We start from the raw sequence: 21,370 nt of genomic DNA on the forward strand, positions 1-21,370 counted from the left end.
TAGATTGGGTCACTGAGTTTCACAGAGCTTCGACACTCTTTTTCGTCTCCTCGACTGTAGCTTTTGCGGAGGGAGAGGTCTCGTTTCAGCGATTTCGCTGGGTGAACCTTTCAAGTGGCATATAAAAGCGGTGATCCTCCGATGTACTTTGTACCTAGTACTTTGTACCTAGTACTTTGTACTTAGTACCCAAAACTAATGCGCTTCCAACCAATCCTTTCCTATCCCGGTCTCTACTTCCAGCGGGACTTCGATGGTGACGGCGTTGGACATGAGTTCAGGGATGTGCTTCTTTAGTAGTTCAACTTCATCCTTGTGGGCATCGAATACAAGTTCATCGTGTACTTGGAGTAGCATTTTGGATTTGAGGTTGTTTTCTTGCATCCAGTTATGCACATGTACCATGGCGACCTTGATCATATCGGCTGCACTACCTTGAATTGGGGCATTGATGGCGTTCCTTTCAGCGAAATTCCTCATGGTAGCGTTTCTACTGTTGATGTCCCGTAGGTAGCGCCTTCTTCCCAAAATGGTCTCTACATACTCATGTTTTCTGGCCTTCTCTATACTTGCATCCATATATTTCTTCACCGCTGGAAATTCCTCGAAGTAGGCTTTGATGATATCGCTGGCTTCACCTCTTGGGATGTTCAGTCGCTGGCTGAGTCCAAAGGCTGAAATACCGTAAATGATCCCAAAGTTTGCTGTTTTGGCCTTTCGCCGCATATCGGAGGTAACGTCTTCCAATGGCACCTTGAAGATCTTGGCCCCGGTGGTGGCGTGAATATCCCTGCCGAGTCTAAACGCCTCAATCATGGATTCATCTTTGGCAAAAGATGCCATGATCCTGAGTTCGATCTGAGAGTAATCAGCCGCTAAAATCACATAATTTTCATCTCTTGGAACAAAAGCCTTACGGATTTCACGCCCCCTTTCCGTTCGGATAGGGATGTTTTGCAGGTTTGGGTTGGTAGAAGAAAGTCTACCTGTAGCAGTTACTGTCTGGTTGTATGAAGTATGTATCCTGCCAGTTTTTTCGTTAATTAGAGCAGGTAGGGCATCCACATAGGTGGACTTAAGTTTTACCAGCTGGCGGTAATCCAAAATAGCCTGTGCTATTTCGTGTTCATTGGCCAGTTTGCTAAGTACTTCCTCACCGGTAGCATACTGGCCGGTTTTGGTTTTCTTAGCCTTGGGATCAAGGTTCATTTTGTTGAAAAGTATGTCCCCCAGCTGTTTTGGAGAAGCAAGGTTGAATTCCTCCCCTGCAATTTCGTATACCTTTTTCTCAATCGTCTTGCTTTCCTGTTCCAGCTCCTTGGAAAGTTCGGCCAGGCTCTCCGTATCTATGCGGATTCCTTCAAATTCCATAGCAGCCAAAACGCCGATTAAGGGCACTTCAACGTCATAAAGAAGGTTTTCCAGCTTGTTTTCCTTGATTTTGGGATCCAAGACATGCTTTAACTGCAAGGTTATATCTGCATCTTCAGCCGCATAATCTGCTATCAGTTTTGGCTCCACATCCCGCATGTTGCCTTGATTTTTTCCCTTTTTCCCGATCAGGGTAGTGATAGAGACGGGTTTATAATTAAGGTAAAGCTCTGCCAGCCAGTCCATGGAATGTCTACCCTCCGGATCAATGAGGTAGTGGGCTAGCATGGTGTCGTAAATTGGCCCCTTTAGTTCCAAACCATAATTTTTCAACACCAAAAGGTCATATTTGACATTCTGCCCTATCTTGGTGATCTTCTCATTTTCAAAAATTGGTATTAGAAGCTCCAATATAGACTTGGCTTTCTCCTGATCTGAAGGTATAGCAATGTAAAAAGCCTCCTGGCTCACATAGGCAAAAGAAAGCCCTACCAGTTCCGCAGCATTTGGATTCAGTGAGGTGGTTTCTGTATCAAAGCAAAGTTCTTCTTGGGCCTCCAGGTAGGGAAGCAGCTCCCTTATCTCCTCTTCGGTTTGGATGAGGTGGTAGCTGTGAACGGATGTTTCCAGCGTTTGTATCAATTTTGGCTGTACAGGTGCGCTTTCTTTCTCCTCTTCTTTTGGTTCTTCCTGACCAGTGAACAGGCCTAGCTGTTCATTTACATTGATTTGGGGTTTTTTGAGGCCTTCACCAAACACTCTTTTGCTGAGCGTCCTGAATTCTAGTTCGGCGAATAAAGCTTTCAGCTTTTCTTCATTTGGGCCATCATAGGTATATTCCTCAGGATTGAATTCAATAGGGACTTCCTGATTAATGGTAGCCAGTTCCTTGGAAAGCAGGCCCTGCTGGCCAAAGTTGATTACATTTTCCTTTTGCTTGCCTTTCAGTTGGTCGGTATTATTTAGGAGCTCTTCTACAGTTCCGTAAAGCTTCAGTAATTTGGTGGCGGTTTTGGCTCCGATTCCGGGAATTCCTGGGATGTTATCCACGCTATCGCCCATCAGGCCAAGGATGTCTCTCACTTGGTCTGGGTTTTCAATGTCCCATTTAGCGCAGACCTCTTTAGGACCGAGGATTTCTACAGAGTTGCCCATGAATGAGGGCTTATATAAGAAGATGTGATCCTCGACAAGCTGTCCGTAATCCTTGTCGGGGGTCATCATGTATACCTCAAAGCTTTTGTATTCCGCTTTTTTGGCAATGGTACCGATAATGTCATCCGCCTCATATCCGTCTAGTTCCAGCACAGGTATATTGAATCCCTGTACGATTTCCTTTACCCAGGGAATCCCTACCTCGATGTCCTCAGGTTGCTCAAGTCTGTTTGCCTTATAGGCTTCAAACTGTTCATGGCGAAAAGTAGGTGCTTTGGTATCGAAAGCTACAGCCATATGGGAGGGCTTTTCCTTTTCCAACACCTCCAGCAGGGTATTGGTAAAACCCAGCATGATGCCTGTATTGAGCCCTTTGGAGTTGATTCGGGGGTTTTTGCTAAACGCGAAATGGGCTCGGTATATTAAAGCCATAGCATCCAGTAGAAATAGTTTCTTTCCGTCTTTTTGAGACATATTTATGTTTTTCGGATTGGTGATGGAATGTTCGGTGGGCTAATTTACGAAATTGAATGGGGAAATATAGTGCTCGCCTTGGGGATTATTGAACAGAGAAATCTGAAGTGAAATTTTGAGGTTGCTCTTATTGTTTGTATGTGAGTGGTTTGTGAAAATATTTTAAGAAAAGTTAAAAAAAATAAGAACGAAATCTGGAAGTGGTCTGATTATTGAAACTTACCCTAAATATTAATAAACAATGTATTTTCTGCATTTTATATTTATAAAAAACCTAATCACCATGAAAAAGATAGCATATTTTTTATCAGTTTTGTTTTTAATGACGGCATTTGTGCCAGCTGCTGTAGGGGCTCCTACTAAAGATAAAGAAAAGAAGGAAATGACTGCTGCAGAGAAAGAAAGACTTGTTGAAATAGAGGACAGGGTGGAAGAAATCAAAGCGATGGATTTCTCGGACATGTCCAAAGAGGAACGTAAAGATGTGAGGAAAGAGTTGAAGGAGATGAACAAGGAAGCCAAGCAGCTTTCCGGGGGTGTTTATATTTCCGTAGGTGCCATTATCATTATCTTGTTATTATTGATTCTACTAACCTAATAACCACTTTTAATCCATATACTTATGAAAAAGATCGCATATTTATTATCACTGATGATGTTATTTACGGCCTTTGCTCCGGCTTTTGCGGCTGACAATAAAGAGAAGGAAAAGCTCGAGTTGACCGCAGAGGAGAAAGAAAGGTTAAGCGAAATTGAAAACCGTGTGGATGAAATCAAAGCTATGGACTTTGGAGATATGTCCAAAGCTGAGAAAAAAGGGATCAAGAAGGAATTGAAGGAGCTTAACAAAGAGGCTAAGCAACTTTCCGGTGGAGTTTATATTTCCGTCGGTGCAATTATCCTTATTTTAATTTTGATCCTGATATTTGCCTAAGAGTTTCCAAATGTTTTAGATATGAATAACCGGCCAAGAGATTGGTCGGTTTTTTTGTGTTCTAGAATAAATGGGCCACCCGCCTCGGCGGGCAGGCAAAGGGCACCAAGTTTAAAGAAGTTGCACACTTGTCCCGAGGAGCTTTTCGCGGATCGGGAAAGGCCACTTCGCGGATTCAAATGAATTACTATTTACAAAAATTCATCCAAATCAAAAAAATCTAATATTTTATCTAAATCATTCTAAATATTCCCCAATTTGTGGAAGTAATAACCCTTTTATGCTATTAATTTGGGAATTATGGATTTTTTTGAGGGTTTAAGAATTCAGTGGTTTAAGTGTTAATAGCTGGTGTAAAGTATTTTTTAAAGAATATTATTTGTTTAAAACTGTTAATGAAATATGATTAGTCTTAAAAGGTGTTAAATGCATCCAATAGCGGCATCTCTGGCCTAATATTCTCGTTAGTAAGGGTAGACAACCAACTAAAAAGGAGGAAGCCATGAAAAAGTTAATGTATATATTATTCGCAGTATTTGGAGCCGCTTTGATGTCATCTTGTACAGGTTCAGCTCGGATCGCAGGAGGTGGCGGATATGGTTATGGGTATTATGATAATGTTTATTACCATGGACATCCAGGAATGTATGGGAACACAGTAATCGTTCAGGACAGAAGACCTGTAATCATAAATAAAGGTGGTAACCAACAGGTAGCACCCAAAAATAATGCTAGGAGGGAAGCCCGACGGGTTCAAGCTACCCAAAACAGACAGCAGAACAATGCTAGGAATGCTAGGGTAAACACCAGAACCAACAACAATGTAAGACAGGCGGCTCCTAGAACTCAAACCAGGACTGCCGCTCCTGCCAGAAGTACCAGAAGTACCGGTGGTGGAGCAGTGAGATCCGGTAGAGGAGGAAGATAATAATTTGCGTTGCTAGGGAATATGAATTCCCTGGGCCAGTAGGCCTGGGGAATTTTTTTGTAAAAATTGAATGGGTCACAAAGTTGCGGTGAAAGTGAGTCACTATGGCGCACAAAGTTTTTAAAAAAAGTCCAAGTTTAACTTCGTGGAGAAAAAGGGCACGAAGGGCACAAAGGCAAAGAAGGGCACAAAGAGGTAAAAAATTACGTGATTATCCGCAATGATGCCAGTAGCCAATTCCCCTTTGCTTTTGGGCCGAAGACGGAAGACCGATGACTGAAGTAAGGGGCCATTTAGTATCAGACCAAGAATTCGGCAGGTTTTATCGACTTACTGGTGCAATTGCGGATATACATAAAAAATTAAATTCTTTGTTGTACCTAGTACTTAGTATTCAAATACTTCTCCACCTTCCTCGCTTTAAGAAATGAAATGGTCAAAGGAATGAGCCAAAGGAGTTCGTTGAAGAATAGGTGGAAGCCTGTACGCTTGTTCCAGCCAAGGACTTCGATGAAGGTCACAGCAAACCAGATGGCCATTATGGCTTTTCCCACAATGCCGATGACTGTAAGCCATTTCCAGTTGATCGGATAGAAGCCGGAGAGAAATATCAACGTACCTACAATCAAGCCTAGGCTTCCATAAAAATTGGTGCTGATGCCTAGGTCTTGCCCAGGACTCATGGCCAGCCAGCCGGTGAGTGCTACCCCAAACCATTTGAAAAAGGCTCCCCAGGCCACCGTATACATACCCGTAATCAATACAATGCCTCGCATAGTCATGCTATATTGAGGAAATGATGCTTTCTCCATAAGGTTTTTCAACTTTTCACCCGTATAAAACCGAGTTCGTTATTTGGTAATTAATACTATATTTATCCAGCGCAGACAGTAAGCTGCAAATTACAAACTATCTGCAGAAATTTTATAGGGGACTGGCTGATTACTATTAACCATAATTTTAAAAAAATGAAAAACAGGGTTTTATCGATCATTTGTATAGGAGGCTTGGGCTTTCTGGGATTGGGTTTTATGTTGGGAAAAAATTATGAGAAGATTTCAAGTGAAACTGTTTCTCATGCCGAAAGTATAATTGGAATTGCATTCAGTCCGGCAGAAAAAGACAGCATGATCGGCAATCTTGAACGCCAGCGAAGCAGCTATGAATCACTTCGCAAATACTCTCTACCAAATGATATAGCTCCTGTTTTAACGTTTGATCCCTTACCGAGCAGTTTCCACCCATCAACTGACCAACTACCAATCCAATGGGGTTTTGTAGAAAAAAGTATACTGGATATCAATGATATAGACATTGCTTACGCGCCGGTGAGCACTTTATCCACATGGATCAAAAATGGTATAATCACTTCGGAAAAATTGACTTTGCTATATTTGGAAAGAATTAAAACTCATGGAGATACTCTGCAATTGTTGATAAGTCTTCTTGAAGAGGAGGCTTTGGAGCGGGCAAGAGCGATGGACAAAGAAATCCAAGCTGGAAATTACAGAGGCCCCTTGCATGGGATTCCGTATGGGGTAAAGGATCTTTTTGCTGTGAAGGACACAAAGACAACTTGGGGAGCCATGCCATTTAAAGATCAGGAGATAGAAGAAACCGCTACAATTGTGGATAAGCTTAATGAATCAGGCGGAGTTCTCTTGGCCAAATTCACTTTGGGAGCCTTAGCCATGGGAGATGTGTGGTACGGCGGGGTTACCAAAAACCCTTGGAATCTAGAGCAAGGAGCCAGTGGATCATCGGCAGGCTCAGCTTCGGCGGTTAGTGCAGGTTTGATTCCATTCGCTATTGGCACAGAGACGTTAGGTTCTATTGTGTCGCCATCTACTAGAAATGGAGTCACAGGTCTGAGGCCTACATTTGGCAGGGTAAGCCGGCACGGGGCCATGGCCCTTTCTTGGACAATGGATAAAGTAGGTCCCATAAGCAGAACAGCGGAAGATAATGCGATCGTTTTGGCTGCTATTAATGGTCGTGATGAAAAGGATAGGAGTACCATACAGGCGGCCTTTAATTACGATTCAGAAAAATCGTTTAAAGATCTTCGAGTTGGGTATTTTGATAAGTATTTCGAAAATGCGCATGAAAATGATTGACAGGTTTTGGAGGATTTGAAAGGTCTTGGAGTGGAACTGCATCCTGTGGAGCTGAAGACGAGCGTGGATCCCTCCGGGATGAGTATTATGTTGATGGCAGAGGGTGCTGCGGCTTTTGATGAACTTACAAGGGAAAATCAAGATGACCTTTTGGTGGCCCAGCATAAGAACGCTTGGCCAAACTTGTTCAGGGCGGCTAGATTCATTCCGGCCGTGGAATATATTCAAGCAAGCAGGCAAAGGGCAGTATTAATAGAGGAAATGCACAAACTCTTCAGTGATTATGATGTAATCGTAACCCCAACCTACGGCGGCAATCAATTGTTGATAACTAATTTAACTGGCCATCCGGCGTTATGTCTGCCGAATGGGTTTGGGGAAAATGGCAGTCCTACCTCGATTACCTTTTTAGCTAACCTGTTTGATGAAGAAAAGCTGATTATGCTGGGTAAAGCATATCAGGAAATTACAGAGTGGAATAAAAAAAGGCCTCCGCTATTTGGAGAGAAGTAAGACTAAAAAATACCTGCCATGTTTAAAATCCGGCAGGTGTTGGGTTTTTATTATTAATTTTTTAGGTTTAAGGATTAAATCTCTAAAGCCATGCGTATTACTTTTCTTTTAACATTTGCTGTCTTTTTGCTTTCCTCTTGCAAGTATGCTACAAATGATGATGGCAGTCGGGAAATGGAGTTTGTTCTAGTGGATTCTTTGGTTTTTGATGAACTGGAAACTTTAATAATTTTGGACTATGATCATGACAAGGAACTCTACCTGACGGTTAAAAAATTAAGTATGGAGGGTAAATATAGCCTAATTAATTCGGGGGGGGAAAAAGTTGCTGAAAACTTCCTGAGTGAAGGCCCTGATGCGTTTGGGCTAGTATTGCACCGTGCTGGCTTTGTAGGAGATGAAATCATGTTTGTCAGCGACCAGACGATATTCATGTATGACTTGGATCTCAAACAGCTGAGGAAGTTTCCCTTCACACAAGAGTCCAGGGTCAAACTGATCCATTTTACACTGGATTTTCTGAGCACCTACTCGATGGATGGGCAGGTAATGGCAGTTGCGAACTTGAGCGATAGTTATTTGCAACCTTATCCAGAAGATTACTATGATACGTTGAACCTTGCCCACCTCGTTAATCCTTTAACAGGAGAGGTCACCAAAGGAGGCAAATTGGACCAGAGCAGCAAGCTTACTCATGGCAGGTTCTTTCCCTTTATGGATAAACCCGTTTATTTTTCGGACAAAAATTCCAACTATATCAGTGCGATTTTCTCTGGGGATTCTGTATTATATCAACTTGACCCTAGAAAGGGCTTTGAAGCTGCTAACAAGATCAGTTTTAATCGACTGAGCCCTGATAATATCTTAGATGTGCCCATGAGTCAAGCTTCCTATACCACTGTGAAGCAGCATCGTTCTGAAAATGCTAGCCTTGGGGGGGCATTCAAAAACATACTAGGAAAGGGTGACAAGTTTATTGTGGAGTATCAGACCGGTGCTGACCCGGAAGTTTACTGGGAAAAACCTACACCTGAAAATTTGGATGCCATAAAAAATTCCCGAAAGCTATATTATTATCCCATTGAGGATGGGAAGACCGTCGCTCCACCTATCGCTTGGGAGCGACCAGGGAAACTGATTTTAAATGTCGGTGAAAACAGATTTTTACAATATGCAGATCAAGCAGAAATTCATGACTTTGAGAAGGATTATCAATGCTATTATATTTACGAATTAAAGGAGAGGGAAGGGTAAATCTATAAAGGATACGGCCACTGGCAGACATCAAGTGCTACAGGCTGCCCCAGGAAGTTTTCACCTTGGAATTGTTCTGGTACATAAATGGTCGCTTCATCCTGGAAGTACTCGAGGCAATGAATGCCTACCTCAGGAAGTGCTTCTTGTGTATAATCAAAACCTCTGTTGGTTTCATAAAGCCGAAGACGGTCTACTATCATACTCCCTTCAGTGAATGAAGCTGTAGAAAATGTTCCTAAGACCTCCTCATTATCATCATCTAGATTACGGATATTTCCTTGGATCCTGAAGGGCATTGGGTCGAAAATTGTGCCTGTATTACTTTGTTGGGTGTATATCTGCTGCATTAATTTTGTTTGTTCCTCATTAAGCCCATATGCACCCACTTCCAAAAAGAATTTTCCTAGTCGGGTCATGGGAAGGGTTGTGATGGTTCCGGTGGCTTCGCTTAGGTTTTCAGGGTGCTCAACTATATTGATTTGTGTATTCAAAATATCATAATGGATATAGCATGTGCAAACACAATATTCACAATTAGACCGGGTGTAGACTTCCTCAATTCCTGATGTCTTAAAATAATATCCCGCAGGGCCATTTTCCTGTTGTTCAAAGACCGCATTGATGTCAACTGAAACTACATTTTGAGGAAAAGGGGCACCGAAAACTGGCTGGCGGAACTCCAGTTTGGTACCTACCTCCTCCTTGACTTCCGAAATATTTGGGGGCTGAACCACATTCTGCCAAGGGGATTGGTAATGGGAGTTGTCTTCAAGGAAAAAATTAAGTCTATATTTTTCCTCATACCGGAACTCAAATGTGTCTTTCGGAAGAAACCTACCGCTTCCGCTTGCCAGTTGCTCCACAAACTCAAATTCGATTTCTTCACCACCTGTTTCTGATTCTACGTAAATCTTGGAAATGCTTGGGGTAGTTATGTTTCTGTTGAATTGACCCGATTGGAATGGTTGGGCGTAATATACTTTTATGTAGGTTAAATTTGGATCATTTGAAAGCCATCCGTCCACCACAAGTTTTTTCTCCCATTGGTCCATCTGGATAGGGACTTCGTCAATACATGCACTGAAGGAAAAAGCAACAAGAAAATAAATAATCTTTGCGGAAATATGTTTCATGGTCAGACGGTTAAAAATTTAAATTAAAAAATTAATTGATAGAATACGAAGCCTTATGAAGTTTCTGTCTAAGGAGCCTTCTGTGGATTATACCTAAAGCAGCTCACCAAATGGTCATTGACCAATCCGGTGGCCTGCAGGTGGGCATAAAGTGTGGTGGAACCCAAAAACTTGAATCCTCGCTTTTTCATGTCTTTAGCCAGAGAGTCCGATGCAGAGCTGGTGGCAGGTACTTCACTGAGATTTTTCCAAGAATTGTGGATAACTTGGTTGTTCACAAATCCCCAAATATAGTTTGAAAAGCTCCCAAACTCCTCTTGGACCTTCATAAATCGTTGAGCATTGTTGATAGCTGCCTCTATTTTTAGTCGGTTTCGAACAATGCCAGGGTTTTGGAGAAGCTCTTCTACGTTTGACTTAGTGTACTTGGCTACTTCTTTATAATCGAATCCTGCAAAGGCCTGTCTGTATCCCTCCCTTTTTTTGAGGATAGTGGACCAGCTCAAGCCTGCCTGTGCAGATTCCAGCACCAGAAATTCAAAATGGACCTGGTCATCATACACTGGAACGCCCCACTCCTCGTCATGGTAGCGGATATACTGCTCAAAGCCTAGGCACCATGGGCATCTGTTTACTGTCATAACTTGAACCTGTTTATGAAACTAACCAAACTCATCACTTGAATGTCTTTATCCAAGGGGAAGTCATCCGGGCTTCTGGAAATGACAATACCGGCCTCAGCCTTGAGGTCTTCCATACTAATCCGGAATCCTTTCGTGATTTTGGGTGCCAATGTATTTTTTATCTCGACCGCAGCCACGACTTTATTACCTTTTACCAACATCAGATCACATTCACTGCCTTGGTGAGTTCGATAATAATAATAATGATAAGCTTCCCCCAAGGTATTTATGATCTGCTCAATGACAAAACCTTCCCATGAGGCACCGGTCAGCAAGTGCATAGACAGCTCATCTTGACTTTTGATACTGGCCAAGGCATGAAGAATTCCACTATCCCGAATGTATATTTTGGGGCTTTTTACCAGCCTTTTCTTAATATTATTATGATATGGTTGGAGTACTCGTATCATAAAGGATCCTTCGAGAAACTCTAAATAACGGCTAACAGTAGGCCGGGTCACTCCCAAAGATTTGGCAATGTTGTCCCCATTCCATGTACTGCCCTGATTATGGGCTATTATGGTCCAAAACTTTTCCACTAATCTCGGATCGGTATTAAGTCCCAAAAGTCCTAAGTCCCTTTCAATATAGGTTTTAATAAAGTTTTCCCTCCATATAAAACTGTTGCGGTCATTGTTTGCAAACGTTGAAAGAGGAAACCCTCCCCTTAGCCAAAGGATTTCCACATCATCAGTTTCCATAACCGTAAAAGGAGAAAGCTCCAAGTACCCAATCCTGCCGGCAAGTGAATCCGCGCTGGTTCTGATTAGATCAGGAGATGCTGAACCTAGCAAAATAAACCGTGCAGGAACTTTTTCTTCATCTATAAGGCTCCGTAGTTCTGCAAATAATTCAGGCATAAACTGGATTTCATCCAAGATGACGGTTTTATCCAAATGTTGTTTTAAAAACAATTCGGGATCAGCAAGCTTTGCCCGGTCACTGGCCTTTTCAATATCCAAATAGATGACCGGTTTTGGCAATTCCAAATTCTTAACAAGGGTGGTTTTACCAACTTGTCTTGGTCCCAGAATACCTACAGCAGGAAAAATGGACAGGTATTCTGTCAAGGAAGTCAATATGGAGCGTACCTTTACCATGAAAAATGTTATTAGGTTTTCATATAAAGGTAATTATTATCCATGAAAAACGAAACTGGGAGTTACGATTTTCATGGTAAAAATATGAAATTATCCATGAAAAACGAAAGTGAGAGTTACGATTTTCATGATAAAAGAAAGTGGGTCCTAACGGAATCGAACCGATGACCTCTGCTCTGTCAAAGCAGCGCTCTAAACCAACTGAGCTAAGGGCCCTGGAAGAGGGAAGACGGTGTTCAAATGGGTCACCCGCCTCGGCGGGCAGGCAAAGGACACAAACCTGCCCGACGGCAGTCAGGGTTTAAAAGAAGTTCCATAAAGGCTGCTTCGCGGATAAAAATTGAATAGCTTGCAAAACGTATCAAGTAAAATTAGGTGGTAACACGGGAGACCGAATTTGGAAGGTATTTATTGAATTGGTGAAAATATAGCGTTGGCCAAGATCAATTTTCCATTCTGCCAGAAGTTACGGAAACTTGGATTATCCACAAAGTATATTATTTGACCTTTGCCGATTTTTTCGGTCCCGATCACAAGGGATTCAGCAATTTTTTCCTTGGCTTTATACCCTACAAATCCCGTACGGTGGCTTTCCGTGCCAGTAATCACTCCAACATTTTGCCCTTTCTGAAGATAGGCGTATCTATTGTTATTGTTTTTCAAGGTATAATAGGTGTCACCTAGACCGTAAGAAAGGGGATGAGTTTTGTCCATCTTCACTTCATAGACAGCTCCGGTAATGTTGTCGGAAATGGCTCTGCGTTCTGCCTCTTGGAATGGAAAGGTCTGGGCTTCTTTTTCCCACTGTTTAGTTTTCTCCTCCCATTTTTTCTTCTCTTCCTCAGTGGCATAACTTTTCAACCCAAAACCCTCTTGATCAGCAAAAAGCTTTAAGGCGCTTTCCATGGCTATCAGCTTGCCGCCATTCTTTATCCATTCCTGAAGTTTTTTGGTCAGCTTTTCTTCCTTAGGGTTGTAGCTTCCTGCTGGAAGTAAGAGCACGGTATAGGAAGAAAGGTCTGCGTCTTCCAGCTGTTCCTTTTCCAAAGTGACTAACGGATAATCAAGTTCCTGTTCGAAGAAGTGCCATATTTCTCCATAATTGAGTGAAGAGGTGCCTTTTCCACCTACTAAGGCAACTTTTGGAGGTTTGATATAGTGGACGTGGGGAGAGCCGAAGTCCTTGCCTTTATCCACAAAACCGGTTTGGGTGGTGGAGAGTTTGACCTCGTGTTTGTTGGCCAATTCGATTACCTTTTCATCAAAATCCCTCTTGGTTTCATTACCTCTTCTCGTTATCAACAATGAGCCAGCAGGATATTTGTTTTCTCCGATTTCGAATTCATAACCGGTATTGCGTACCCTTATTTTTTCATTTAATAGAGCAGAAAGGAATGCCGCATGGGTAGTGTTATTCCAGGGTGCAATATAGGCTAATGGTTCACCAGATTGCTCATTTTTCACAAATGCTGATTTTTCAAAGGTGCCGGCAACATTTATATTGGTCTCCAGTGCATAAGCATCCAGTCCGTAGGCGTATGGCATCGCCCAACTGGTAATATCATATGTTATACTGTCAGCCAATGTTGGATTGGGCTCAAAGAGAATTTGAGTCAAGATGGACTTGGGTTGGTCTGAACTGATAAGAATGTCATTTTCACCGAGGGTAAAAGACTGCTCTTCGCCACTTCTATAATGATAGCCTTTCAGGCTTCCCCGACTGCTTCCCCTGCCATACTGTATGCCGTTTTTATCCAGCAATTCAAGAAGTTTGGCTCCATTTGATTGGTTATCCACATTCTTTATGACAAAGCTTTTGTATTTACCTGCAGGGGCAGATTTACTGTCGGAAAAGTAATTCTGAAAGGATGAAAGCACTTTATCCACATTTTCAGAAGTCACCTCCAAAATAGCCAAACCGGTGGTATGATGGTGGGAAATTCTATCTTTCAACGTAAGCGTGTCCCCTTCAGCGGTCAATACGCCGATTCCAGCTCTACCAGATCCACCCTGTTCAATGGTCATGCCTATTGCGCCATTGTACATTGGATAGCTATCCCCATAGCTGGGGTAAAGGATGTCAAACCGCTCTTTAGTGAAGTAAAACCAGCTTTCCTGGTCAAAATATTTGGCAATGTTTCTCCCCACCATGTTTTGAAATTCATGCTGAAAGGGAGAAAGCTGCTTGTGCAAAGGCTCTGCCGCTGGGGGGAAATAATAGGGAGAGTCGATGCTTTGCTCGTGGAAGTCAGTATGTACATGTGGCATCCATTGGTTGTATAGAGCGATGCGCGCCTGTGATTCTGTTTGTGTTTGCCATGCCCAGTCTCTGTTCAGGTCAAAAAGGTAATGGTTGGGTCTTCCACCTGGCCAGGGTTCGTTATGCTCTATGGATTGAGGGTCGGGCTGCATGCGCTTGTTCATCTTTTGATTATACCACTGCGCATAGCGGTCTCTCCCGTCCGGGTTGATGCAGGGATCCATGATCACCATAGTGTTTTCTAACCAAGCTTTTGTCTTTTCGTTTTCAGGGTTAACCAGTTCAAAAAGTGTTTTCATGGTAGCCTCTGAGGAGACAGCCTCGTTCCCATGGACGTTGTAACTTAACCAGTTTATGGCAACTTTTGAAGAAGGACTTCCTTCTAGCATACCTGTCCGACGAAGATTGTCTTCGCGGATTTGTTCTTTGTTTTGGATATTTTCAGCTGATGAGATAAAAGCTACAATTAAGGGTCTTAACTCATAAGTTTCCCCATAAAGGTGGACTTCCATGTTTTCATTTTGCTCCGCCACATGCTCAAAATAGGCGACAATTTTATGGTGGGGGGTAAACCTTTCGCCTAATTCATAACCTAAAAATTCAGAGGGGGATTTTGTCTGAGCAAAAACGCCGACTTGTAGAATAAGGAGTGAAAGTATCAGTAAAGCTTTTTTCATAGGAATGGAAATAAATGCTGGTCATCTGCCAGAAAATCAGCACAAGATAACTGCTTTCCATAAGGCAATCAAACCAGTAATCATAAAATCAGGCAATAAAATGGGAGAAAATAAACATGAATGGGTGGAAAGGGTTAAGAAGATTACCAAAACCTATCCAATCATGAAAAACATATGCATCATCGGCGGGGGTGCCTGTGGCGTTGCGGCGTTTATTGAGTTATTTGTACAGATAAGCACTCAGGGCCTGCAGGATCAGCTCAGCATTACCATTGTGGAAAAATCCAAGAAAGTGGGGTATGGACTGGCCTTTGGCACTACCGAGAAGAGCCATTTGCTCAACACGCAAGCCGAGTTGATGGGGATTTTTGCTGATGAGGTGGAGCATTTTAGTGAATGGCTGAATGATAATGCTTATCGTACTCGGGGTAGAGTTGAAGAAGAAAATGGAGATATTGACCATGCCTATACCTCTCGAATTCTGTATGGGGATTATCTTCACGAGCAGTTTGTTTCTCATCTCAAAAAAGCTAAATCTACAGGCATGACAGTGAATCTGGTATGCGATCAAGCTTACGATATAGATGCGGAGGAGGGTAGATTCCTGGTAAAGCTTAAGGAGGGTGATCCTGTTGAAAGTGATTATGTGATTCTTGCCTTAGGCAATCCTGAAGCCACTAATTTCAGGGAATTCCAACCTTATTCTCATTTTATCAATTCGCCTTGGCCCGCTCATAAGATGTTGGAGAAAATCGACAAGAAGGCCCATGTAGGAATTTTGGGAACTAGCTTAAGTTCTATTGATGCGGTGGTGGCCTTGATGGACCATGGACATGAAGGAAAAATCACCTTATTCAGTCCGGAAGGTATGTTGCCTAGGGTTCAGCCGATAGAAAATATTGATGTAGAGCGTTCCTATCTAACTTTGAAAAATGTCCATATGATCAAAAGAAAGCATTTCCGGGCACCAAAGGTTAAGGAGCTGTTTAGGCTTTTTATGCGGGATGTAGAAAATGTGGAGAAAGGTCCGATCGATTGGCAAAACCAAGATAGAGTTGGGAAGAAAGCTGGCTATTATCTTGATCGCGATATTGAGTTGGCGGAAAATGGAGGGGATTCTATTTTAAATATAGCCTATTCTCTAAGGTATGACGCGTCTAAACTTTGGAGTTGGCTGTCTGAAGAGGAAAAGAGTAAGTTTAAAAAATGGTTAGGGCCACATTGGGGTGTAAATCGACATGGCATGCCATTGAGTAATGCCAAGAGATTGAAGGAGCTGATGGATAAAGGGGTGTTGGAAATCCATGCTGAAATTGGAAAGGTAACACCTAATGAGGATAATTTTGTCGTGGAATATGGCGAAAATGGGCAAAAGACTGTGGATAACCTTATAAATGCCACAGGAAGCCCATCTAAAGTTAAGGATATGGATTGTGAGCTAACTGAGAATATTTTGAAAAAGGAACTCATCCATCCTTATTCCTCTGGGGGTATTTTGGTTAACGAGCTAACTTTGGAGGCTATCAATAGGTCTAAGGTCTCCGGGATCTATGCTACCGGACACTTGCTCAATGGGATGATGTTGGATGTGAATGCGGTATGGTATAATGTGAAATCCATAGCTTCCCTTTGCCAGGATATTTTATTTAAAGCCCGATATGGAGAAAATTGCTGAGTTTTTGGGCGGTATTGCCCCGTACTTGTTATTTCTTCCTGTTGGATATTGGCTGAGTAAAAAAGAATGGGTTCCAAAAAAATACATCACCACTCCCCTCATTTACCTTTTGATGCCTGTATTGGTAATCAACCACGTGCTCGAAGCTGAGGAAAATACCATTATGGTGTTGCCGATAATGTCTTTTTCATTAGCCTTGCTTATGAATCTTCCTGCCATGTTGGCGAATAAGACCTTTGCCACGGAAGAGAATCCCTATTTAGTCAAAAGTTCTTTTTCCTTTTTCAACGTAGCTTTTTTTGGTATCCCGACTGTATTGGCTCTCTTTGGAGAACAGGGGGTTACTACCTTAATCACCATTTATGTGGGTACGGCGCTTTATGGAGACTTAATAGGTTATTATCAAGTTTCAAAATCTAAAAATGGTACAAAGGAGTCAATTCTCAAAACGTTAAAGGTACCTTTCCTTTATGCTTTTATAATTGCTGTGATTCTAAAAATCTTTGCTGTAGAGCCCCCTGATGAAGTGGAGCCGATAACAGATGTGTTTAGTTATATCGTTTCCGCAGCTGGAATGATGATTATAGGTATGAATGTCAGTAACTTAAAAATTAAAGGGATTGACTGGAAATACCTAAATAAGTTCATGGTGTTGCGCACTGTGGCGGGGGTTGCTATTATGGCGGGTATACTAGTCTTGGAATATACCCTTTTCGACATCTTGGATGAGGAAGATAGACAACTACTGGCCTTGATTCCCTTGTTCCCCATAGCAGCTAACATTACTGTGTTTGCCTCATTTTTGGGGAGCAAGGAGAAGGAATCGGGGCTATTGGTACTTTACTCGATGGCTGTGAGCTTGATTTTGATCAGCATAGCCATCCAGTTTTTTTAATGCTGTCTCCAAGGAAACTCCTCTTCTGGCATTACTATCCAAAGGATTACATAAACCAGAATTCCCGGGAAAGCGGCACTAATTATAGAGATCAGAATATAAGCAATACGGACTGTGGTGGGGTCCCAGCCTATATATTGGGCGATTCCGCCACATACACCGGCTATCATTCTTTCATTTATTGATCTGGTTAGTCTTTGTCTCATGATTGATATAGTTAAAGGTTTCTAATGACTTCTTTTTTGGGTAGGCGTATGCTCCACATTCCTCGGAGATCCCCTTCAGCGTGTCCAGTGGCCTTGTCGTCCGGGTAAAGTTGGTTTATTTTAGCCATTACTTCCGGAGCTATATCTTTTCCGGGCTCTCCATGGCAATTTAGGCAAAGCTGGCCAGGAATGGTGATAGCTTTTGTGTATAAAAGCACTTGGTCATTGTCGATTTTCTGAATATTGGGTTCGCTTTTGATGTCATTCTCCATATTATATTCATAAGCTGAGAGAATCATATCTTCATCCGAATCTGGCTGATCATTAGGATTTCGATATCGATTGGAGACCCTTCGTATGGTTGCGTTATATTTTTGCCCCACATTTTCCAAAAGAGGGAGCGCCTCAAGATTGCAGAATTCTACAGCGCCTTCCACGCCTTTTTCCTCGATTGCCTTAGTAAGGGTTGCCATGAGTTCCTGCTGGGCAGCGGTGCTGATTTCATCACCCATTTCATAGGCTTTTCTAGTTACGTCGGCTTCGTTTATTTTTTTGACCTCCCTGTCCTTTCTGCCGCTTTCATACTCCTGTCTATCTATGCGTCGATTGTCATCACAGGCTGTGGCAACGACAAATGCGAATAGCAAAAGGTATATTTCTTTTTTCATGATATGAGTCAAATCTTAAATGTTATAATCGACAATGATGCCAGTAGACAATTTTCCTTTGATTAGATCAGGTAGTCCGAAGAATGAAGACCGAAGACCGAAACACGGGCCAATGTAGGTACTGACCAAGAATCTGTCAGGTTTTGTCGTTAACTAGTAAATTGTGCTGCATTTCTTTAATTAAAGATAAGGGATAATCTCCAAAGCTCAGAATTGCGCATCTAGATTCTTTTTGATGCCTTCGCTATACGACTTATTTTCTTAATTTTGCAAGTTCAAACTACAGAAAACATGCTTGATAAATTAGCAGCGATAAAAGAGCGATTTGAAGAAGTGGGTCAATTGATCATTCAACCGGATGCCATGTCTGATATGAGCAAATATACCAAGTTGAGCAAGGAGTACAAGGATCTGGAAAAGGTGGTAGAGGTCTATGACGAGTATAAACTTGTGTTGGATAACATCAAAAGTTCCAAGGAGATGCTGGATAAAGAAAAGGACCCTGATTTCAGGGAAATGGCCAAAGCCGAGCTTGACGATTTGAAAAACCGCGAGGTGGAGTTAGAAAAAGAGCTTAAGCAGATGCTAATTCCAAAGGACCCTAATGATTCCAAGGACTGTATTCTTGAAATTCGTGGTGGTACTGGAGGAGATGAGGCAGCTATTTTTGCAGGGGATCTTTTTCGGATGTATGAAAGGTTTTGCGAGAAGCAAGGTTGGAATCTAACGGTTCTTGATCTAACATTTGGCTCTTCTGGAGGTTATAAGGAAATAATCAGCACCGTGACGGGTGCCGATGTGTACGGTATGTTGAAATATGAATCTGGAGTGCACCGGGTGCAGCGGGTTCCAGCGACCGAAACTCAGGGACGAGTACATACTTCGGCGGCCTCAGTAGCTGTGTTGCCGGAGATGGAAGAGGTGGATGTCACCATTGATCTTAATGATGTAAGGAAAGATACATTCTGCTCCTCAGGTCCAGGTGGACAGTCGGTAAATACCACCTATTCGGCGGTAAGACTTACCCACATTCCGTCGGGATTAGTAGTAACCTGTCAGGATCAGAAATCCCAGATCAAAAACTTTGAGAAGGCCTTGAAGGTGCTTCGTTCTAGGATATATGAGATAGAGCTGGCAAAGCATAATGAGACTGTAGGTGCTCAAAGGAGGTCAATGGTAGGAAGTGGGGACCGCTCGGATAAGATCCGAACTTATAATTATAGCCAGAGTAGAGTGACCGATCATAGGATCAATAAAACTGTGTATAACCTTCCGGACATAATGGACGGAAATATTGAAGAATTCATATCCGCCCTTCGTTTTGCGGAAAATGCTGAAAAGATGAAAGGCGGAGGAATGGAAGACTGATAAACTTGGCGGAATTGATAAGGATTGAAGCCCCTTTCCGTTATTTCAATAGAACTTTGTAAACCAACCTTACACTTACTATATGAGACTTACCGGAGAAAATGGGGTCAGTTTGACAACTTGGAAAGACACGCATTTTCATAAACTTTATCCATTAGCCAATAATCCAAAGATTGCCAAAAATCTAAGGGACAGTTACCCCCAACCTTATACCATTCATGATGCGCGGCATTGGATAGAATATAATCAAAAATTCAACCCTCCTCAGAATTTTGCCATTGAGCTTGATGGCCAACTGGTTGGCTCGATAGGGTCTGAAAGGGGCAAGGATGAGCTGAGGCCCAACATGGAAATTGGTTTTTGGATAGGGGAACCCTTCTGGGGAAAAGGTATAGCCACCGAGGCGGTAAAGATTTTTACCAATCACCTATTCAATAAATTTGACGTTCAAAGAGTTTTCTCACAGACCTACGATTTCAACGTAGCATCCATGAGGGTGCTGGAAAAAGCAGGGTATCAAGCCGAGGCGATATTGAAAAATGCTTTCATTAAAAACGGTACAATGGGGGATCTTTTTCAATACGTGCGATTGCGCGAAACTGAATAGATTTCTTTAATAAAATAAAAAGGGCTTGCTAAATGCAAGCCCTTTTTATTTTATTAAGATGATAATATGTTCTTTCTTTTAAACCTGCTCTAAGGCCTGCTCAACATCCCAAATGATATCACTATAATGTTCCACACCAATAGACAGTCTTACCAGCTTGTCGGAGATATGCAATAGGGCTCTATCATCATCAGAAACGTCAGAATGGGTCATAGATGCCGGATGTTCTGCCAATGACTCTGTACTTCCTAGGGATACCGCTAGTTTCATCAGCTTAAGTGAGTTCAAAAATTTGAAAGCTTCTTTTTCTCCACCAATGACATCAAATGAAACCATCGCCCCGGCGCAAGAAAGCTGGTTTTTGTAAGTTTTATAGGAGGGGTCGGTTTCCCTCAGGTGGCCTAAATAATAAACCTTTTCCACTTTTGGATGATTCAGTAAGTAGTCAGCAACGTGCTTGGCATTTTCTGCCTGCTGTGTCATTCTCAGTTTCAGCGTCTCCAAGCTTCTCATTAGTAGCCAGCCAGTCCAAGGACCTGCCATATTGCCTAGGAAAGTTCTCAATCGACGTACCCTCTGCATATGAGCGCTTTTCCCAAGGACCGCTCCGGCGATGAGGTCACTGTGTCCTCCAATGTATTTTGTAGCAGAATAAACCACTAAATCAGCTCCATGTTTTAAAGGCTGTTGCCACAAAGGACCCATGTAGGTGTTGTCTACGACTATGACAATTTCTTGCTCAGGTGTGGATAACTCATTAGAGATCTCTTTGCACATCTCTATATCAAACAGGGCGTTTGTTGGATTAGCAGGAGTTTCGATGTAGATAACTTTTATCTTGGATTGCAAGTCTCGAGATTTAATCATCTCCAAAACTTCCTCTTTGGACTGTTCGCTTGTAAACCCTAGGCCATTGATGCCATATTCAGGAAGTACCTTGTTAACAAAATGATCGGTGCCACCATAAACGGGTTTGGAATAAAGGATCACATCCCCTGGCCTCAAAAATTCCAACATTACGGTGGAAATGGCAGACATGCCGCTTTCAAATACACAACATTCATCGGCCTTGTCCCATAGAGAAAGTCTTTCCTCCAAAATCTGCAAATCAGGGTTATTCAAGCGGCTATAGATCAGCCCTAGTTCCTCATGTGGATCCTTTTCACGCTTTCCGTATGCCACTTCAAAAAAGGCCTTGCCTTCTTCGGCATTCTTGAAAACAAAGGTAGAGGTTTGAAAAATTGGACATTTGATGGCGCCTTCTGAAAGTTCTGGCTTGTAGCCATGGGTCATCATCAAACTTTCCGGATGAAAATCTCTGTTATGCATCGTTATTTGGGTTTAATTTG

Annotated in this window: 19 protein-coding genes and 1 tRNA gene; 10 read left to right on the forward strand and 10 right to left on the reverse strand. The window is 42.3% G+C overall.

Annotation, left to right across the window (positions count from 1 at the left end):
* Positions 1-195: 195 nt before the first annotated feature.
* Entirely contained in the window at positions 196-3,000 is a 2,805-nt protein-coding gene (gene polA, locus FPL27_RS01185) for a DNA polymerase I (protein ID WP_143959347.1), read from the reverse strand.
* A 283-nt stretch (positions 3,001-3,283) separates the two neighbouring features.
* On the opposite strand from polA, the gene FPL27_RS01190 reads away from it, so the two are divergent.
* The 3 genes from FPL27_RS01190 (at position 3,284) to FPL27_RS01200 (ending at position 4,862) form a co-directional block, all read left to right on the forward strand.
* Complete coding sequence (locus tag FPL27_RS01190; protein ID WP_143959348.1) at positions 3,284-3,598, forward strand: hypothetical protein; 315 nt, start codon at positions 3,284-3,286, stop codon at positions 3,596-3,598.
* Positions 3,599-3,622: 24 nt separating this feature from the next.
* A complete protein-coding gene (locus tag FPL27_RS01195) occupies positions 3,623-3,934 on the forward strand; it encodes a hypothetical protein (protein WP_143959349.1) in 312 nt (103 codons plus the stop codon).
* A gap of 502 nt (positions 3,935-4,436) precedes the next feature.
* Positions 4,437-4,862 (forward strand): hypothetical protein, encoded by a 426-nt coding sequence (locus FPL27_RS01200; RefSeq protein WP_143959350.1) that lies wholly within the window; start codon positions 4,437-4,439, stop codon positions 4,860-4,862.
* Between the two features lie 380 nt (positions 4,863-5,242).
* Here FPL27_RS01200 and FPL27_RS01205 read toward each other — a convergent pair whose 3' ends face one another.
* On the reverse strand, positions 5,243-5,674 hold the full coding sequence (locus FPL27_RS01205) for a hypothetical protein (protein ID WP_143959351.1): 432 nt from the start codon (positions 5,672-5,674) through the stop codon (positions 5,243-5,245).
* Between the two features lie 156 nt (positions 5,675-5,830).
* Between FPL27_RS01205 and FPL27_RS01210 the strand changes: the two genes are divergently transcribed.
* From FPL27_RS01210 to FPL27_RS01215, 3 genes are all read left to right on the forward strand, one after another.
* Complete coding sequence (locus FPL27_RS01210) at positions 5,831-6,979, forward strand: amidase (protein WP_317129417.1); 1,149 nt, start codon at positions 5,831-5,833, stop codon at positions 6,977-6,979.
* A 6-nt stretch (positions 6,980-6,985) separates the two neighbouring features.
* Positions 6,986-7,492, forward strand: coding sequence for an amidase family protein (locus FPL27_RS20185; RefSeq protein WP_317129418.1), 507 nt, complete (start codon positions 6,986-6,988; stop codon positions 7,490-7,492).
* A gap of 90 nt (positions 7,493-7,582) precedes the next feature.
* Positions 7,583-8,746 carry a hypothetical protein gene (locus FPL27_RS01215; RefSeq protein WP_143959352.1) on the forward strand — a complete coding sequence of 388 codons (1,164 nt, stop codon included), beginning with the start codon at positions 7,583-7,585 and terminating at the stop codon, positions 8,744-8,746.
* A 2-nt stretch (positions 8,747-8,748) separates the two neighbouring features.
* Here the strand turns inward: FPL27_RS01215 and FPL27_RS01220 are convergent, their stop codons facing one another.
* From FPL27_RS01220 to FPL27_RS01240, 5 genes are all read right to left on the reverse strand, one after another.
* Positions 8,749-9,882 carry a DUF4249 family protein gene (locus FPL27_RS01220; protein WP_143959353.1) on the reverse strand — a complete coding sequence of 378 codons (1,134 nt, stop codon included), beginning with the start codon at positions 9,880-9,882 and terminating at the stop codon, positions 8,749-8,751.
* A gap of 68 nt (positions 9,883-9,950) precedes the next feature.
* The gene (locus tag FPL27_RS01225) at positions 9,951-10,523 is read right to left on the reverse strand and encodes a DNA-3-methyladenine glycosylase I (RefSeq protein ID WP_143959354.1); all 573 of its coding nucleotides are present in this window, start codon (positions 10,521-10,523) and stop codon (positions 9,951-9,953) included.
* The gene (locus tag FPL27_RS01230; RefSeq protein ID WP_143959355.1) at positions 10,520-11,665 is read right to left on the reverse strand and encodes an ATP-binding protein; all 1,146 of its coding nucleotides are present in this window, start codon (positions 11,663-11,665) and stop codon (positions 10,520-10,522) included. The genes FPL27_RS01225 and FPL27_RS01230 overlap by 4 nt, the downstream gene beginning before the upstream one ends.
* 141 nt (positions 11,666-11,806) lie before the next feature.
* Positions 11,807-11,881: transfer RNA gene (locus tag FPL27_RS01235), tRNA-Val, on the reverse strand.
* Between the two features lie 192 nt (positions 11,882-12,073).
* The gene (locus tag FPL27_RS01240) at positions 12,074-14,602 is read right to left on the reverse strand and encodes a M14 family metallopeptidase (RefSeq protein ID WP_143959356.1); all 2,529 of its coding nucleotides are present in this window, start codon (positions 14,600-14,602) and stop codon (positions 12,074-12,076) included.
* Positions 14,603-14,702: 100 nt separating this feature from the next.
* Between FPL27_RS01240 and FPL27_RS01245 the strand changes: the two genes are divergently transcribed.
* Both FPL27_RS01245 and FPL27_RS01250 read left to right on the forward strand, forming a co-directional pair.
* Positions 14,703-16,277, forward strand: a complete 1,575-nt coding sequence (locus FPL27_RS01245; protein WP_221936576.1) for an FAD/NAD(P)-binding protein — start codon at positions 14,703-14,705, stop codon at positions 16,275-16,277.
* On the forward strand, positions 16,261-17,172 hold the full coding sequence (locus tag FPL27_RS01250; RefSeq protein WP_143959357.1) for an AEC family transporter: 912 nt from the start codon (positions 16,261-16,263) through the stop codon (positions 17,170-17,172). The genes FPL27_RS01245 and FPL27_RS01250 overlap by 17 nt, the downstream gene beginning before the upstream one ends.
* Here the strand turns inward: FPL27_RS01250 and FPL27_RS01255 are convergent.
* Together FPL27_RS01255 and FPL27_RS01260 are read right to left on the reverse strand one after the other, a co-directional pair.
* Positions 17,169-17,378: a PspC domain-containing protein gene (locus tag FPL27_RS01255; protein WP_185974259.1), complete on the reverse strand. Its 210-nt coding sequence runs from the start codon at positions 17,376-17,378 to the stop codon at positions 17,169-17,171. The two genes, FPL27_RS01250 and FPL27_RS01255, sit on opposite strands and share 4 nt — an antisense overlap.
* Positions 17,379-17,389: 11 nt before the next feature.
* Complete coding sequence (locus FPL27_RS01260) at positions 17,390-18,046, reverse strand: Tll0287-like domain-containing protein (protein WP_143959359.1); 657 nt, start codon at positions 18,044-18,046, stop codon at positions 17,390-17,392.
* 291 nt (positions 18,047-18,337) lie between these two features.
* On the opposite strand from FPL27_RS01260, the gene prfA reads away from it, so the two are divergent.
* Positions 18,338-19,414 carry a peptide chain release factor 1 gene (gene prfA, locus FPL27_RS01265; protein ID WP_143959360.1) on the forward strand — a complete coding sequence of 359 codons (1,077 nt, stop codon included), beginning with the start codon at positions 18,338-18,340 and terminating at the stop codon, positions 19,412-19,414.
* A gap of 82 nt (positions 19,415-19,496) precedes the next feature.
* Positions 19,497-20,021, forward strand: a complete 525-nt coding sequence (locus tag FPL27_RS01270; protein ID WP_143959361.1) for a GNAT family N-acetyltransferase — start codon at positions 19,497-19,499, stop codon at positions 20,019-20,021.
* Between the two features lie 78 nt (positions 20,022-20,099).
* Here FPL27_RS01270 and FPL27_RS01275 read toward each other — a convergent pair whose 3' ends face one another.
* Positions 20,100-21,350, reverse strand: a complete 1,251-nt coding sequence (locus FPL27_RS01275; RefSeq protein ID WP_143959362.1) for a cystathionine gamma-synthase family protein — start codon at positions 21,348-21,350, stop codon at positions 20,100-20,102.
* Between the last annotated feature and the right edge of the window lie 20 nt (positions 21,351-21,370).

The sequence above is a fragment of the Litoribacter populi genome, from assembly GCF_007483685.1.
In the GTDB taxonomy this organism is placed as follows: domain Bacteria; phylum Bacteroidota; class Bacteroidia; order Cytophagales; family Cyclobacteriaceae; genus Litoribacter; species Litoribacter populi.

Coding starts and splice junctions, on each gene's coding strand:
- FPL27_RS01205 (WP_143959351.1), bottom strand. CDS start 5,674: ATGGAGAAAGCATCATTTCCTCAATATAGCATGACTATGCGAGGCATT.
- FPL27_RS01230 (WP_143959355.1), bottom strand. CDS start 11,665: ATGGTAAAGGTACGCTCCATATTGACTTCCTTGACAGAATACCTGTCC.
- FPL27_RS01200 (WP_143959350.1), top strand. CDS start 4,437: ATGAAAAAGTTAATGTATATATTATTCGCAGTATTTGGAGCCGCTTTG.
- FPL27_RS01220 (WP_143959353.1), bottom strand. CDS start 9,882: ATGAAACATATTTCCGCAAAGATTATTTATTTTCTTGTTGCTTTTTCC.
- FPL27_RS01215 (WP_143959352.1), top strand. CDS start 7,583: ATGCGTATTACTTTTCTTTTAACATTTGCTGTCTTTTTGCTTTCCTCT.
- polA (WP_143959347.1), bottom strand. CDS start 3,000: ATGTCTCAAAAAGACGGAAAGAAACTATTTCTACTGGATGCTATGGCT.
- FPL27_RS01210 (WP_317129417.1), top strand. CDS start 5,831: ATGAAAAACAGGGTTTTATCGATCATTTGTATAGGAGGCTTGGGCTTT.
- FPL27_RS01245 (WP_221936576.1), top strand. CDS start 14,703: ATGGGAGAAAATAAACATGAATGGGTGGAAAGGGTTAAGAAGATTACC.
- FPL27_RS01260 (WP_143959359.1), bottom strand. CDS start 18,046: ATGAAAAAAGAAATATACCTTTTGCTATTCGCATTTGTCGTTGCCACA.
- prfA (WP_143959360.1), top strand. CDS start 18,338: ATGCTTGATAAATTAGCAGCGATAAAAGAGCGATTTGAAGAAGTGGGT.
- FPL27_RS01190 (WP_143959348.1), top strand. CDS start 3,284: ATGAAAAAGATAGCATATTTTTTATCAGTTTTGTTTTTAATGACGGCA.
- FPL27_RS01225 (WP_143959354.1), bottom strand. CDS start 10,523: ATGACAGTAAACAGATGCCCATGGTGCCTAGGCTTTGAGCAGTATATC.
- FPL27_RS01255 (WP_185974259.1), bottom strand. CDS start 17,378: ATGAGACAAAGACTAACCAGATCAATAAATGAAAGAATGATAGCCGGT.
- FPL27_RS01275 (WP_143959362.1), bottom strand. CDS start 21,350: ATGCATAACAGAGATTTTCATCCGGAAAGTTTGATGATGACCCATGGC.
- FPL27_RS01195 (WP_143959349.1), top strand. CDS start 3,623: ATGAAAAAGATCGCATATTTATTATCACTGATGATGTTATTTACGGCC.
- FPL27_RS01240 (WP_143959356.1), bottom strand. CDS start 14,602: ATGAAAAAAGCTTTACTGATACTTTCACTCCTTATTCTACAAGTCGGC.
- FPL27_RS01270 (WP_143959361.1), top strand. CDS start 19,497: ATGAGACTTACCGGAGAAAATGGGGTCAGTTTGACAACTTGGAAAGAC.
- FPL27_RS01250 (WP_143959357.1), top strand. CDS start 16,261: ATGGAGAAAATTGCTGAGTTTTTGGGCGGTATTGCCCCGTACTTGTTA.